Origin of the sequence: Variovorax sp. LjRoot130, assembly GCF_964253755.1 — a bacterium.
Lineage (GTDB): Bacteria > Pseudomonadota > Gammaproteobacteria > Burkholderiales > Burkholderiaceae_C > Variovorax.
On the sequence record NZ_CAXURM020000001.1, the window covers coordinates 156,532 to 169,471 of the forward strand.

11 protein-coding genes are annotated in these 12,940 nt (G+C 66.7%); 6 read left to right on the forward strand and 5 right to left on the reverse strand.

The features are described 5' to 3' along the window. Nucleotides 1-405 precede the first annotated feature (405 nt). The gene (locus ACSQ86_RS00845; RefSeq protein ID WP_436308311.1) at nt 406-657 is read right to left on the reverse strand and encodes a hypothetical protein; all 252 of its coding nucleotides are present in this window, start codon (nt 655-657) and stop codon (nt 406-408) included. A 28-nt stretch (nt 658-685) separates the two neighbouring features. On the opposite strand from ACSQ86_RS00845, the gene ACSQ86_RS00850 reads away from it, so the two are divergent. Then, nucleotides 686-1,684, forward strand: a complete 999-nt coding sequence (locus ACSQ86_RS00850) for an IS1595 family transposase (protein WP_436308312.1) — start codon at nt 686-688, stop codon at nt 1,682-1,684. 222 nt (nt 1,685-1,906) lie between these two features. Here ACSQ86_RS00850 and ACSQ86_RS00855 read toward each other — a convergent pair whose 3' ends face one another. Then, nucleotides 1,907-2,314: an MAPEG family protein gene (locus ACSQ86_RS00855; RefSeq protein WP_436292269.1), complete on the reverse strand. Its 408-nt coding sequence runs from the start codon at nt 2,312-2,314 to the stop codon at nt 1,907-1,909. A gap of 176 nt (nt 2,315-2,490) precedes the next feature. Then, nucleotides 2,491-3,135 carry a TetR/AcrR family transcriptional regulator gene (locus ACSQ86_RS00860; protein WP_436302350.1) on the reverse strand — a complete coding sequence of 215 codons (645 nt, stop codon included), beginning with the start codon at nt 3,133-3,135 and terminating at the stop codon, nt 2,491-2,493. Nucleotides 3,136-3,352: 217 nt separating this feature from the next. On the opposite strand from ACSQ86_RS00860, the gene ACSQ86_RS00865 reads away from it, so the two are divergent. Continuing rightward, nucleotides 3,353-4,555, forward strand: a complete 1,203-nt coding sequence (locus tag ACSQ86_RS00865) for an aromatic ring-hydroxylating oxygenase subunit alpha (protein WP_436308313.1) — start codon at nt 3,353-3,355, stop codon at nt 4,553-4,555. Here the strand turns inward: ACSQ86_RS00865 and ACSQ86_RS00870 are convergent. Beyond that, on the reverse strand, nt 4,552-7,383 hold the full coding sequence (locus ACSQ86_RS00870; protein WP_436308314.1) for an ATP-binding protein: 2,832 nt from the start codon (nt 7,381-7,383) through the stop codon (nt 4,552-4,554). The two genes, ACSQ86_RS00865 and ACSQ86_RS00870, sit on opposite strands and share 4 nt — an antisense overlap. 158 nt (nt 7,384-7,541) lie before the next feature. Here ACSQ86_RS00870 and ACSQ86_RS00875 point away from each other — a divergent pair, with 158 nt between their 5' ends. The 3 genes from ACSQ86_RS00875 to ACSQ86_RS00885 are packed head-to-tail and all read left to right on the forward strand — an operon-like array spanning nt 7,542 to nt 9,984. Further along, nucleotides 7,542-8,363: an alpha/beta fold hydrolase gene (locus ACSQ86_RS00875; protein WP_436308315.1), complete on the forward strand. Its 822-nt coding sequence runs from the start codon at nt 7,542-7,544 to the stop codon at nt 8,361-8,363. A gap of 8 nt (nt 8,364-8,371) precedes the next feature. Further along, nucleotides 8,372-8,896: a hypothetical protein gene (locus tag ACSQ86_RS00880; RefSeq protein WP_436302354.1), complete on the forward strand. Its 525-nt coding sequence runs from the start codon at nt 8,372-8,374 to the stop codon at nt 8,894-8,896. Between the two features lie 23 nt (nt 8,897-8,919). Continuing rightward, nucleotides 8,920-9,984: an SMP-30/gluconolactonase/LRE family protein gene (locus ACSQ86_RS00885; protein WP_436308316.1), complete on the forward strand. Its 1,065-nt coding sequence runs from the start codon at nt 8,920-8,922 to the stop codon at nt 9,982-9,984. Between the two features lie 13 nt (nt 9,985-9,997). On the opposite strand, the gene ACSQ86_RS00890 is transcribed toward ACSQ86_RS00885, so the two are convergent. Further along, nucleotides 9,998-10,576: a hypothetical protein gene (locus tag ACSQ86_RS00890; protein WP_436308317.1), complete on the reverse strand. Its 579-nt coding sequence runs from the start codon at nt 10,574-10,576 to the stop codon at nt 9,998-10,000. A 284-nt stretch (nt 10,577-10,860) separates the two neighbouring features. Here ACSQ86_RS00890 and ACSQ86_RS00895 point away from each other — a divergent pair, with 284 nt between their 5' ends. Next, on the forward strand, nt 10,861-12,891 hold the full coding sequence (locus ACSQ86_RS00895; protein WP_436308318.1) for a bifunctional metallophosphatase/5'-nucleotidase: 2,031 nt from the start codon (nt 10,861-10,863) through the stop codon (nt 12,889-12,891). The last annotated feature ends 49 nt before the right edge of the window (nt 12,892-12,940 follow it).

The window sequence follows — 12,940 nt, forward strand, 5'->3', positions numbered from 1 at the left end:
TCTCATCCAACGAGCGCATCGTCTTGGCCCGATCGCGTACGCCTGTGGCGATCGCGGGTGCCGGCGGCACCGACGCCCGAGGCTTCGGCGAACCCAAGGACCGTGCGGGAGCCTCCGACCTCATGGGAGCTGACCCGGGCGGTACTCGGTAGGCGGAACGCACACCGAGCGTCTGACCTGACGCAGATTTCGCTGAACGCGCGGCGACTCGTCTGCCGATCTGCGCCAGAAGGCTCAGCAGTCGTCGGAAAGAGGGAGAAGTCTCCATGGCCGTCAAAGCCTTCGCAAGAGATGGGACCTGATTCTGAGCGCGCCAAGATGAATACCAAAGGATTCATTTGTCTTGCTTCGCTCGATGTGTGAGATATCGCACGGATGAGGCGCCGACTCCGACGGCCAGCCCAATCAACCCCAGCCCCCGAGGCGGCGCCGACCAGGATGCTGCCCATCCGCGGATGCCAGCGGCTCGAGCCACAGCGTGGCCGCATCGTCGGGCGCGAGGGCGCGCAGCCTCTCGTCCTTCCACAAATCCGCCGCCAGCTCGTCGAGCTGCTCGGGGTCTACGGTGCGCCACTGTCGTTGCAGCCGGTGCGCACAGCCGGCAATCCAGATTTCGCGGTCCATGGATGCCACTGTACATTCATAGGGGGTATCCATTTAGCTCCAGTTTGACTAGCATCACTGGATGGACATCCATATATTAGTCCCCAAGGCGGGAGAAGACTACCCGGTCAACTGGAACCAGTTTCTGGACTGGTTCGCCACCGAAGAGGCCTGTCTTGGCTACCTGGAGCGGCTGCGCTGGCCGCAAGGTTTCGTGTGTCCGCGCTGCGGGGTGGCCGCTGAGCCCTATCGCTCCAGCCGCGCACGGCTGATGTGCCGAAGCTGCTCGACCCAGAGCACGGTGACCGCGGGCACCATCTTCGAAAAGACCCGCACGCCGCTGCGGGTGTGGCTGGCCGCCGCCTGGTACGTCACCAACCAGAAGCATGGCGTCAGCGCGCTCGGACTGCAGCGCGTGCTCGGCCTGGGCAGCTACCAGACGGCCTGGGCGATGCTGCACCGCCTGCGCCGGGCGATGGTGCGGCCCGAGCGCGAACGGCTCAGCGGAATCGTGGAGGTCGACGAGACGTATCTGGCCCTCAGCGATCGCGAGCAGCCTGTCGCCCGCGGGCGAGGCAAGGGTCGAAAAAGCCAGACGCACCAGACACTTGTGGTGATCGCCGTGGAGCTGCACGAGCCCAAGGGCTTCGGCCGGCTGCGGCTCGAGCGCATCCAGAACGACTCGACCGAGCAGGTCATCCCCTTCGTGCTGGCCAACATCGAGCCTGGCTCACAGGTGCGCACCGACGGCTCGTCCGCCTACCGCGATCTCGCGGATCTGGGCTATGTGCACCAGCGCACTGTCCATCTGGGCTCCGACGTTCCCGCGCACGTCTCCATGGTCGGCGTTCACCGCGTGGCCGCACTGGTCAAGCGCTGGGTGCTGGGCACGCACCAGGGCGCCGTGCAGCCGGCGCACCTGGACGCCTATCTCGACGAATTCGTCTTTCGCTTCAATCGCCGGGCCTCGCGCTCGCGAGGGCTGCTGTTCTACCGGCTGCTCGAGCAGGCCGTCGTCACAGATCCACTGACCTATCGCGGTGTCGTGGACAGCATCCCCAAATCGGCGGAAGTGGCGTAGATTACTGGATGGGCATCCATATATCTCTGGGCGCTGGAGCTAAATGGATACCCCATACATTCATCCAGTATTCTTGCGAAATGTTAGCGACGGTTTTCTGATGCCGGCGGGAGGGGCTCTTGCTGCGGAGCGAGCTGATCATGGGCGGAGGCGCTGCGTGCCCTCACCCCCGCCCTCTCCCAGGGGGAGGGAGCAGGACAGGCCATCATGCGGATGCGCTCCTCACAGCGCGCGCATCAGCACCACCACTGCGAAGGTGATGAACGCCAACCAGGCGACCGTGAACAACACGGTGCGCGCGAAGAGCCGCCCGAAGCCGCTGATGTGGATCACCGCATGCGCCAGGCGCGCATAGAAGTAGACCGCGGCGCACACCTCGGTCACCCCGCTGGATATGCCAGCGGCGTGCGCGATCAGCACCACGGCCGCGAAGGGCGCCAGGTTCTCGACCGCGTTCTGGTGCGTCCGGTTGGCGCGGGTGACCCAGTCGGGCAGCGGTGTCGTCGGCGGCGTCTTGTAGGCGGCCGGCGTCAGCGGCCCGCGCGACCTCACATACCCGATGACGACGGGAATCCAGAGAACGCCGGTCAGGATGGCGGTCAGCAGCAGATAGAAAAGTTCGGTCCTCATGGTTGCCTCCCCGGCGTGGATACGCAGGTACTCGGAAGACGTTTCGGTCCTGCAAAAGGATGCGGTGCCTGCTCGAAAAAGCCGCCGCACCGCAGGTGTGGTTCATCACCGGCAGTTTGCGTGGCCTCAAGGATGTCAGGTCGAGATAACCATGGGCGTCTGCGGCGAAGCCAACGCTAGCGCGTCCGCGCGGCTCCGCACTTTCTTCTCTCCAGCAGGAAGTAGCCGTTGACCGCACATTCCACGTCTTCCACGACCTGGCCCGCGTCGGGGCAGGACTCTTGCACGAGCAATGCGTGCTTGGCCATGGCATCGACGATGGAGAACGCATTCAAGGCGACGCGCTCGCGATCGAACTCCGCAGGCCAGTCCGATGCCGACGCAAAAGCATCACGAAGCAGATGAACAAACTGCCTGTAGAGCTCGCGATAGGTTTCGGAAGAGGAGATGCGCCGCTCCAGAACAAAGAGGGCTCGCCATTCCGCAGCTTGGCCCAGCAAGGTTCCGACAAGCGCTTGCGCCAGGGCATGAACCGTCTGCTCCAGCGTACGCGGGCTCGAAGCGACGCCGGCCTCTTCCACGCGCGCGGCCAATCCGCGCAGCCGGCTGCGAACGGTGACGGCGGCGATGGAATCCTTGCCCGGAAAGTACTGATAGAGGGTGCCAAGGCCGACGCCCGCGACCGCCGCGATATGGCGCATCGACACCTTCTCGTACCCGCGCTCGAGCAGAAGAAGGACGAAGGCATCCTGAATGGCGCGCGAGGTCATCCACGCCCGCGCCTGCGAAGGCTTGCGGCGAGGCTTAACAGTCAAGATCATGTGCTGTCTGCTGGGGTGACACCGAAGACTTCATCTTCCAAAGCTGAACACTTGCTTTCCGTGGAGCCGCAACGCCGCTCGTCCGGGCGGGCGCCACGAGGGGGAAGCACGTGCCATTGCGACGCGCGCGCATGGGCGGGAAAACCGAACACGCCGAGCGTACATCTCACATAAGCTTTCAGGGCGCCTTCGAACTCGAAACTGGGGATCGCCCGCCATGACACAGCAGACCTCTGCTCCGCCGCCTGCGACGCTGGCCGATCTGATTCACCGGCTCGATCACGCCCGTTCAACCGGCGAGCGCGAGATGGGAACCGAGACGGGCACGGTGCCCGTCGGCCATTACACCGACCGTCACCATTGGCAGCAGGAGCAGGACATTCTTTTCGCGCAGTGGCCGATCGTCGCGGCGCACAGCTCGGAAGTGCCTGCAGGATCGGCGCTGCCATTCGATGTGCTCGGCGTGCCGATGGTGGTGACCCGATCCGGCGACGATCGCGTCCGCGCGTTCTTCAATGTCTGCAGGCACCGCGGAATGGCGCTGGTTCAAGCCGAAGGGCCGGAGCCCGCAAAGGCCAAAAGTTGCAAGACACTGGTTTGTCCGTATCACGGCTGGACCTACGGGCTCGACGGGCACTTGCGTCATCGCTTGCATGCGGAGACTTTCGACGGGATCGACCCGGCCACGCTCCATCTGGTCGAACTGCCCTGCGCCGAAGCCGGCGGGCTGATATTCGTGAAGCGCACGCCTGGCCCGGCGTTCTCGGCCGCCGGCTTTCTGCAAGGGCTCGAAGAGCACCTGCAATGGCTGGGGCTGGCGGACATGAAGGTGTTCCGCAAGATCGATCGGGTGTATGCCGCGAACTGGAAGCTCACCGTCGACGCGTTCCTCGAGGGATATCACATCCGCGTCCTGCATCGTGACACCATCTATCCGTTCTTCGCCGATGCGTACACGGTCAACCTGGATGCCGGCCCGCATCAGGACTCGCTGGTCGCCCGGCGCAGAGCCTTCGAGGCATTCGAGACGCCGCGCGACCGCGATGCGCTGTGCAAGCTTGCGACGCCGACGCAGTTTCTGTTCCCGAACACCTTCCTGATCTGGCACCCGGACTATGTCAGCCTCATCGGCATGTTCTCGCCGGCCGCCGGCGAAGTGCGGTGGATGCACACGATGTTGATTCCTCCCGATCGCACCGGCGACGACTGGATTCCGCACTGGGAAAAGACTTTCCGGCTGATCGAGGAGACGGTCTTTCAGAAGGAAGACATCGCGACGGCGGTGGCGATCCAGCGCGGCCTGCACAGCGGCGCCAACGCGGGCTTGCAGGCAGGTCGGCTCGAACACGGGGTGCTGCGCTTTCATCGCGGCATCGACGCGGCGATCGGCGGGACGCTCGTGCCCGCGGGCGAGGGCTAGCGGATCGATCCCAGCAGGGCGCGAGCCTGCTGCAGGTCGGCCGTGTCGAAACCCTCCGTGAACTGTGCGTACACGGGCGCCAGCAGTTCGCATGCTTCCACGCGACGCCCCTGTTGCAGCCAAGCCCGCGCAAGGCTCGTCGCGCATCGCAGCTTCCAGGCCAGGGATTCCTGTTGTCGCGACGCTTTGACGGCCTCGATGAACTGCGCTTCGGCCAAATCCTTCGAAGCGGGCTCGCGATCCAGCAGCTCGCCCTTCACGCGCAACAGCTCGGCCACCGAGCACCGATCGCCGACCCGCCGTGCGCGCCCGATGGCGGCCTCGATCAGTTCGAAGGCTTCGGCTACGCATCCCTGCAGGCCGAGTTCCATGCAGGCGGCGGAAACGTAGCCCGTGTAGTGCAGGACGAAGAGCGCTTCCCCGATCTCGTCGAAGGCCGGGCGGAGTTCGCGCGCATACGCCTCCGTGTCGCCTTGGCTCAGCAGCAGCAAGCCACGCCACATGCGGCCGCGCGCCTTCCAGGTCGATACGCCGTGCCGCCGCGTCGCGTCTATCGCCGATGCCGCGGGCTCCGCCAGCGCCGCGACGCCGCGCGTGAGCAGGGCGATGGCGCACACGCCCTCGGTCAGCACGTAGCACACCGAGGGCGGATGGTCGATGGCGCGCGCACCCTCCGTCGCCTGCTGCACGACCCGCATCGCCTGGTCCGCAAAGCCCTGGAGCCAGAGGGTGTGCGCGAGCGAGTTCTGCGCAATCATCTTCTGCTCGTAGATGAAGCGGATCAGGTGCGATCGATAGACCGGCGCGGCATACCGCCCGACCATGCGTTCGAGCCCGTCGCGGGCATCGGCCAGTCGCCCGAGGCAGAGCAGCGACATGCCGGCCATGCGCTCGCCGATCAGGCGGTCGGCCTGGTGGGGCAAGGGGGCCGACAGTTCCGAGAAGCGCCGGGCCAGCGAAAGCGATGCCTCGTACCTGCCCGTCAGGTAGCTGACGCACCACAAGCCCCAGATCGCGCGCAACTGGTACTCGGCCTCGCCCAGGCGCTCGGCGAATTCGAGCGCGCGCTGGAAGGCCGCGCCCGTTTCCAGGCCGACGCCCTGGTACAGCAGCGACGCGCCCTTGGCGGCGTACAGCCTCATGTGCGAGCGATCGTCGACGATGCGTTCGCGGTTCAGATGCGTGATCGCCTCGTCCACCCGGGCCAGGCATTCCTCTAGCAGCGCGAGGTGCAGCCAGAGCGGCACCGCGCGGGTGGTCAAGGCGACGCCGAGGGCGGGCGAGCCCTCCGGCGAAAAGCTCCAGTTGATGGCTGCGCGCAGGTCTTCGAGATGGCGTCCGTAGACCGCGATCCATTCGACGGTGGGGCGCCTCTCCCATTCGAGCTCGGCGCGCGTCAGCAGCTCGCAGTGGTATTGCGCATGGCGATGCGCGTACTCGCGCAGCACGCCGCTCGCGGCCATCTTCTCGCGCGCATAGACCTGCGTCGTTTCCAGCAGCCTGTATTGCATGGCCGCGGCGCCGTCGACGGACACCAGCGACTTCTCGACCAGCTGCGCGAGGCAGTCGACCACCGCGTCGGTCGGGATCTCCGCAGACGACGCCACCGCCGTCGCCGAGTCGATCGAGAAGGGGCCGGCGAAGACGCTCAGGCGGCCCAGCACTTCGCGCTCCGGAACCGACAATAGTTCGTAGCTCCAGTCGAGCGTGGCGCGCAGCGTCTTCTGCCGCGGCAATGCCGTGCGGGCACCGTTGGTCAGCAGGTTGAAGCGGTCGTCGATGCGCTCGGCCACGCCCTCGATGCCGAACACCCGCACGCGTGCCGCCGCGAGCTCGATGGCCAGCGGGATGCCGTCCAGCTGACGGCAGATGCGGGCCTTGAGCGCGACGACACGCGGGTCCTCGCTGCGGCCGGCGCCCGCCACCGAGCTCGCGCGGGCATCGAAGAGCTGCAGCGCACCGTGCCGCAGCACATCGGCGACGTTTTGGTTCTCTTCGGCGGGCACGTCGAGCGAGGCGACGCGGTAGACGTATTCGCCGTCGGCCTTCAGCGCTTCGCGGCTGGTGGCGATGACGCTCGCGAACGCGCCCGCGTGCAGGAGCTTCTCGACGATCTGAGCGGCTGCCTCGACCAGATGCTCGCAGTTGTCGAGCACCAGCAGCATGCGGCGGGTGCTGATCGCCGAGGCGATGCGGTCCAGCGAAGGGGTGCCCGCACCTTGCGGAAAGCCGAGCGCCTGGGCCACCGCGGCCGGCACGAACTCCGGCGCGCCGAGCGGCCCCAGTTCCGCGAGCGACACGCCATCGGGGAACAGCGGCGCCAGGCGTCTGGCAGCTTCCAGCGCCAAGCGCGTCTTGCCGACGCCGCCGGTGCCCACCAGCGTGATCAATCGATGGGCTGCGGCGAGTTCGACGATCTCCCGCAGCGCCGCTTCCCGGCCGATCAAGGGGGTCACGCTCACCGGCAGATGTCCGTTGCTCGCCACGGCGGTGGCCACCCTGGCGCCGTCGCTGATCTCGCCGACGAACTGGTAGCCGCGGCCGGCGATGGTGCGAATCAGGTTGCGGTCTTCGCCCAGGGCGCGGCGCAAGGCGGAGACCTGGGCCTCGAGGGTGTTCTCCTCGACGATGCGGCCGGGCCAGGCCAGGCGCATCAGCTCGTCCTTGGTCACCACGGAACCGCGCCCTTCGATGAGCGCGATCAGGATGTCGAAGGCGCGGCCGCCCAGCGCCACGGGCTGGCCTTCGCACAGCAGTTCACGGCGCTGCAACAAGACCCGGCAGCTGCCGAATTCGAACGAGGAAGGCGCGGAGGCGGCGGGGTTCATCGCGGATGAGGCACGGACGTGCTGGCCTGGGCTGAGACGCGCGAGTTTAGGGGCAGGGCTTCGCTTTTTTCAGGAGATTTCAGCGCCGGTCCGGGACGGCCAGGCGCTCGGCTCGTACCTTCGAGCCCATCCCTTCCACCCCAACCAGGAGCAGCGCCATGAGCTATGTCACCACCAAGGACGGCACCCAGATCTACTACAAGGACTGGGGCACCGGCAAGCCCGTCGTCTTCTCCCACGGCTGGCCGCTCGATGCGGATGCGTGGGACCCGCAGATGCGCTTTCTGCTGCAGCACGGCTGGCGTGTGATCGCGCACGACCGGCGCGGCCACGGCCGCTCGAGCCAGCCGGCCGAGGGCAACGAGATGGACACCTTCGCGGACGATCTCGCGGCGGTGATCGAGTCGCTGGACCTGAAGGGCGCGACGCTGGTCGGCCATTCGACCGGCGGCGGCGAGGTGACCCGCTATGTCGGCCGGCACGGGACCAAGCGCGTCGCCAAGGTCGTGCTGATCGGCGCCGTGCCGCCGCTCATGCTGAAGACCGAGGCGAATCCCGGCGGACTGCCGATCGAGGTCTTCGACAACATCCGCGCCGGCGTGGCCGCCAACCGCTCGCAGTTCTTCAAGGACCTCGCGGTTCCTTTCTACGGCTACAACCGGCCCGGCGCAAAGATCTCCCAGGGCGTGATCGATTCGTTCTGGGGCATCGGCATGCTCGGCGGCATCAAGTCCGAGTACGACTGCATCAAGGCCTTCTCCGAAACCGACTTCACCGAAGACCTGAAGAAGTTCAACGTGCCCACGCTCTTCATCCACGGCGACGACGACCAGATCGTGCCGATCGGCGCATCGGCCGCGATGGCGTCCAAGCTGGTGAAGAACTCGACGCTCAAGGTCTATGCGGGCGAGTCGCACGGCATCTGCACCACGCAGCCGGACCGGGTCAACGCCGACCTGCTGGCCTTCCTCGAAGACTGAGCGTCGCCATGCTCGGCCTCACACCGCCGGGTGCGATCCACACCGCCATCAGCCTGGTGGCGCTGGCGGCGGGCTTGCTCGCGCTCATCCGCCACCGGGAGATCCTGCCCAGTAACCGCCTCGGCAGGGCCTACATCTGGGCCACCGTGCTGACTTGTCTCACCGGCTTCGGCATCTTCCAGCACGGCGGCTTCGGCAAGCCGCATGCGCTGGGTGTGCTCACGCTGGTGGTGCTCGGGATCGCAGCACTCGCTGGCCCCAAGAAGCGCAGCTTCGGTCGCGCGTCGCCTTACGTCGAAACCATCGGCTACAGCGCCACCTTCTTCTTCCACATGATTCCGGGGCTGACCGAAACCTTCACCCGCCTGCCGCTCGGCGCGCCGCTGTTCTCGGGGCCCGAAGACCCGGCGCTGCAGAAACTGGTCGGCTTTTTCTTCGTCGTCTTCGTCGTGGGCGCCGCGCTGCAGGTGCGCCGCCTTCACCGGTTGCGGGCCGATGCGCCTGCGCCGGGCATCCAGGGAGCAGGGCCGTGAACGCGTCCGGATGCCTCCTTGCGATGGCCCTCGCGGTCTTCGGCGCCGCAGGAAGCGCGCAAGCGGCCGATCAAGAAGGGCCCGTTCGCATCAAGGTGCAGCCCTTCGTGACCCTGCCCGACAACGTCCGGCATCCGGAAGGACTCGCCTCGAATCCCGCGAACCGCGAGATCTACGTCGGCACCTTCGACGCCCGCATGCCCGAGTCGGCACGCAACAACCAGCTGCTTCGCTATTCGGCGGATGGACGCCTGCTCGCGCAGAAGAGCTTCGGGCCGACGCCCTTGACCGGCATCGAGTTTGCAGACGGCAAGCTCTACATCCTGAACTTCGGCGCATCGAAGCTGCAGCGCATCGATGCCGCCTTCACCTCCGCCACGCCGGTGGAAGACGTCGCTGTGTTCACGGCCCTGGTGCCGCCCACGCCGTTGCCGAGGCCGGTCGCGAATCCGGAAGGCAGCAAGGACATCATCACCTTCGGGTCCAGCGGATTCCCGGCGCCCAACGGCATGGTGTTCGACAAGGCAAGAAACCTGTACGTGTCCGACTCGTTCCAGGGCGCCATCTATCGCATCGAGCGGGCGACGAGCTGCGCGCCATCGTGTGCCGTGGTGCCGATATCGCGCGACCCACTGCTCGCGACGGCCGGCACCTTGCCCTTCGGCGCCAACGGGCTCGCGTTCAATGCCGACGAAAGCCTTCTCTATGTCAACAACGCCGGCGACGGACGCCTGCTGCGCATGCCGATGCCGGCGGGGCCGCTCGGCATCGTCGCCGAGAGCGTGCATGGCGCCGACGGCCTGATGTTCCACCGCGGCCTGATGTGGATCGCATCGAACCAGGCTGACGTGGTGCTGGGGCTCGACGAGAAGGGCCGCACCGTGGTTCGCGCGGGCGAGTTCGATGGCATCGGCAGCGACGGGGCGCCGCGGGGACTGCTGTTTCCGGCGAGCACTGTCGCGCAAGGCGACTGGATGATCGTCTCGAACCTTGCCTTGCCGCTCACGCCCGCAGAGGGCGACGAGTGGGAGGAGAAAGTGACGCGATGGAATCTCGTCCGGTTCAAGTTGCCCGCGCCGGCCCGCTAGCCGACGGAGGGTCTTATCTGGCCAGCAGCGGTATCGGGTAAGCGAAGTCCACGAAGGCCGTGGCCTCGAATTCCGAGTTGTCTTTCTTGCGCGGCATGGGCAGGGGTTCGGGGATGCCCACGAAGGCAGTGGCCTCGAACTCCGAATCGTCCTTCTTGCGCGGCGAGGACATGGGCAAGGGTTCGGGGATCTCCATGAAGTCGGTCCGCGCAAAGCTGGTATCGACATGGCGCGCTGGCTGCTGTGCCAGCGCATGCCGCTCCCTGGCCGTCTGGCGCAGCCGCGCCAGGTCGGCCCTCACCTCTTCGAGCGAGCGCATCGTCTTCGCGCCGACGGGCGCTTCGGCCTCAGGGGCTTGCACGACGATCGTGGGCGCTTTCATGACTGGCGTGGGAGCAGCCGGTTGAACGGCAACCGGCTCGACCTCGGGCCGTGCCGCTTCGAAGCTCGTCGGACGGAACTCGCGCCTGGCCGGGGCCTCGCTTCGAGGCTTGGCCCGCACGGCCGGCCGCATCGGCACGGGCGCCGCCAAGACGGCCCAAAGGCCGCGCGGGATTCGAAAGAGCGGTTCGAGAAGGCGAGATGCGTTCATGACTTAAGGCTCGAAATTGTGTCGTGCCATTGTCAAACGCGGTCGAATGAAGGCAAACGGGTTACATCGTGCGCCGCGCCGCGAATTGCGCACAACTGCACGAACCTTCAATGCCTTTGCGAGCGCCGAAATCGCGGAAGACGGTCAAGCCCGATTCGGCGCGTCACAGCACCGTCACCGGGCGCATCGATAGTCGCGCCATCTGCACCGGTTCCCGCGTGCGATCGGCACATGCACCAAAGAACAGCGCTGCCGCAATTCGATGGACCAGGAGGGACCCTGCCATGACGATCCGCCACTTCGCGCTGAGCTGCGCATTGACTGCCGTTGCCGTCACAGGCATCGGCTTGGTCTCCGCCCCTGTTCAGGCCCGTTCGGCCCAGCCGATCAAGACCATCGCCTTCAACGACCACGACGATGACCGCGATCGCGATCGCGATCGCGACCACGACCATCACGGTCGCCCGCGCGAGCCCATCAAGATCAAGATCATCGGCTTCAACGACTACCACGGCAACCTGCAGTCGCCCGGCACCTTCGGCATCAACACCGTGGTCCCCGCGGCGCAGCGTCCGGCCGTGGGCGGTGCCGAGTACCTTGCGGCCTACGTGGCGCGGCTGAAGGCGCAGAACATGCTGAACGTGGTCGTCGGCGCCGGCGATTTCATCGGTGCCTCGCCGCTGATCTCGGCCCTGTTCTTCGACGAGCCGGCAGTCGAGACGCTGAACAAGATCGGGCTCGAGTTCAATGCCGTCGGCAACCACGAGTTCGACAAGGGCTCGGCCGAACTGAAGCGGCTGCAGAACGGCGGCTGCAAGCTCACCAACAGCGTCCCCGACCCGAACAGCTGCAAGGGCGTGGGCTCCAACGCACTGGGCACCTTCGACGGTGCGAAGTTCAAGTGGCTGTCGGCCAACGTGTTCGAGACCGCCACCGGCCGCACCCTGCTGCCGGCCTACGGCATCAAGAACTTCCGTGGTGTGAAGGTGGCCTTCATCGGCATGACGCTGAAGGGCACGCCCAGCATCGTCACGCCGACTGGCGTCGCCGGTCTCGAGTTCCGTGACGAGGCCGAGACGGTCAACGCATTGATCCCGCGCCTGCGCGCGCAGGGCGTCGACGCGGTCGTCGTGCTCGTCCACCAGGGCGGCTTCCAGACCAGCCCGAACGTCGGCGACATCAACGGCTGCGACGGCAACCTGAAGAACGCCGACGGCAGCGACTCCGAGATCGCCAACATCGTCAAGCGCCTGCGCAACGGCGTCGACCTGGTGATCAGCGGCCACACGCACGCGGCCTACAACTGCTCCGCCAACACGGTCAACGTGAAGAACGTCAACGGGGTGGCGGTCAGCACGCCGCGCCCGACCGGCCTGCCGAACAGCGAGGGGCGCCTGGTCCCGGTCACGAGCGCGAGCGCCTTCGGCCGGGTGCTGACCGACATCGACCTGAGCGTCCACCCCCGTTTGCACAAGGTGCTGGCGGTGTCGGTGACCAACCGGCTGGTCGACCGCACGGACGTGGCGATCAACAACGCGATCGCCACCGATCCGAGCGTGAAGAACATCGTCGACGGCTACAACGCGCTGGTGTCGCCGCTGGCCAACGCGGTGATCGGCACCATCGCCGCGCCGCTGCCCAATGCCGCGAACAGCGCCGGCGAGATGCCGGCGGGCAGCCTGATCGCCGACGCGCAGCTGCAGGCCACGCAGCCGGCCGCGCTCGGGGGCGCGGTGATGGCGTTCATGAACGCCGGCGGCGTGCGCAACCCCGGCTTCGCGATCGCCGGTGCCAGCTACCCGTACAACGTGACTTACGGCAACGCGTTCACGGTGCAACCCTTCGGCAACAGCCTGGTGACGATGACGCTGACCGCGCTGCAGCTGAAGAACCTGCTCGAACAGCAGTTCGTCGGCTGCCAGGGCCAGATCCAGCAGCGCATCATGCAGGCGTCGAACGGCCTGAAGTATTCGTGGAGCGCCGCCGCCGCACCCTGCTCGAAGATCGTCAACGTGGTGCTCACGCCGACCGACGTCACCGTCACGCCGCCGGTTGCGACCGGCGCGCCGGAGACCATCGTGGCCAACGGCGTGGTGCAGAACCCGACCAAGACCTACCGGGTCACCGTCAACAACTTCATGGCCACCGGCGGCGACGGCTTCACGGTGCTCCTGGGCGGCACCAACGTGCTCGGCGGCGCGCAGGACATCGATGCGCTCACTGCCTACCTGAACGCCGGCTACAAGTCGCCGAAGTCCCCCTACGACCCGACGCTGCCGGCGCTGGCGATCCCGCGCATCACGGTGCTGCCCTGACCAGCAACCGGGCCGCGTGCGTCGTCGCGATCGCCTGCATCGCGCTCGG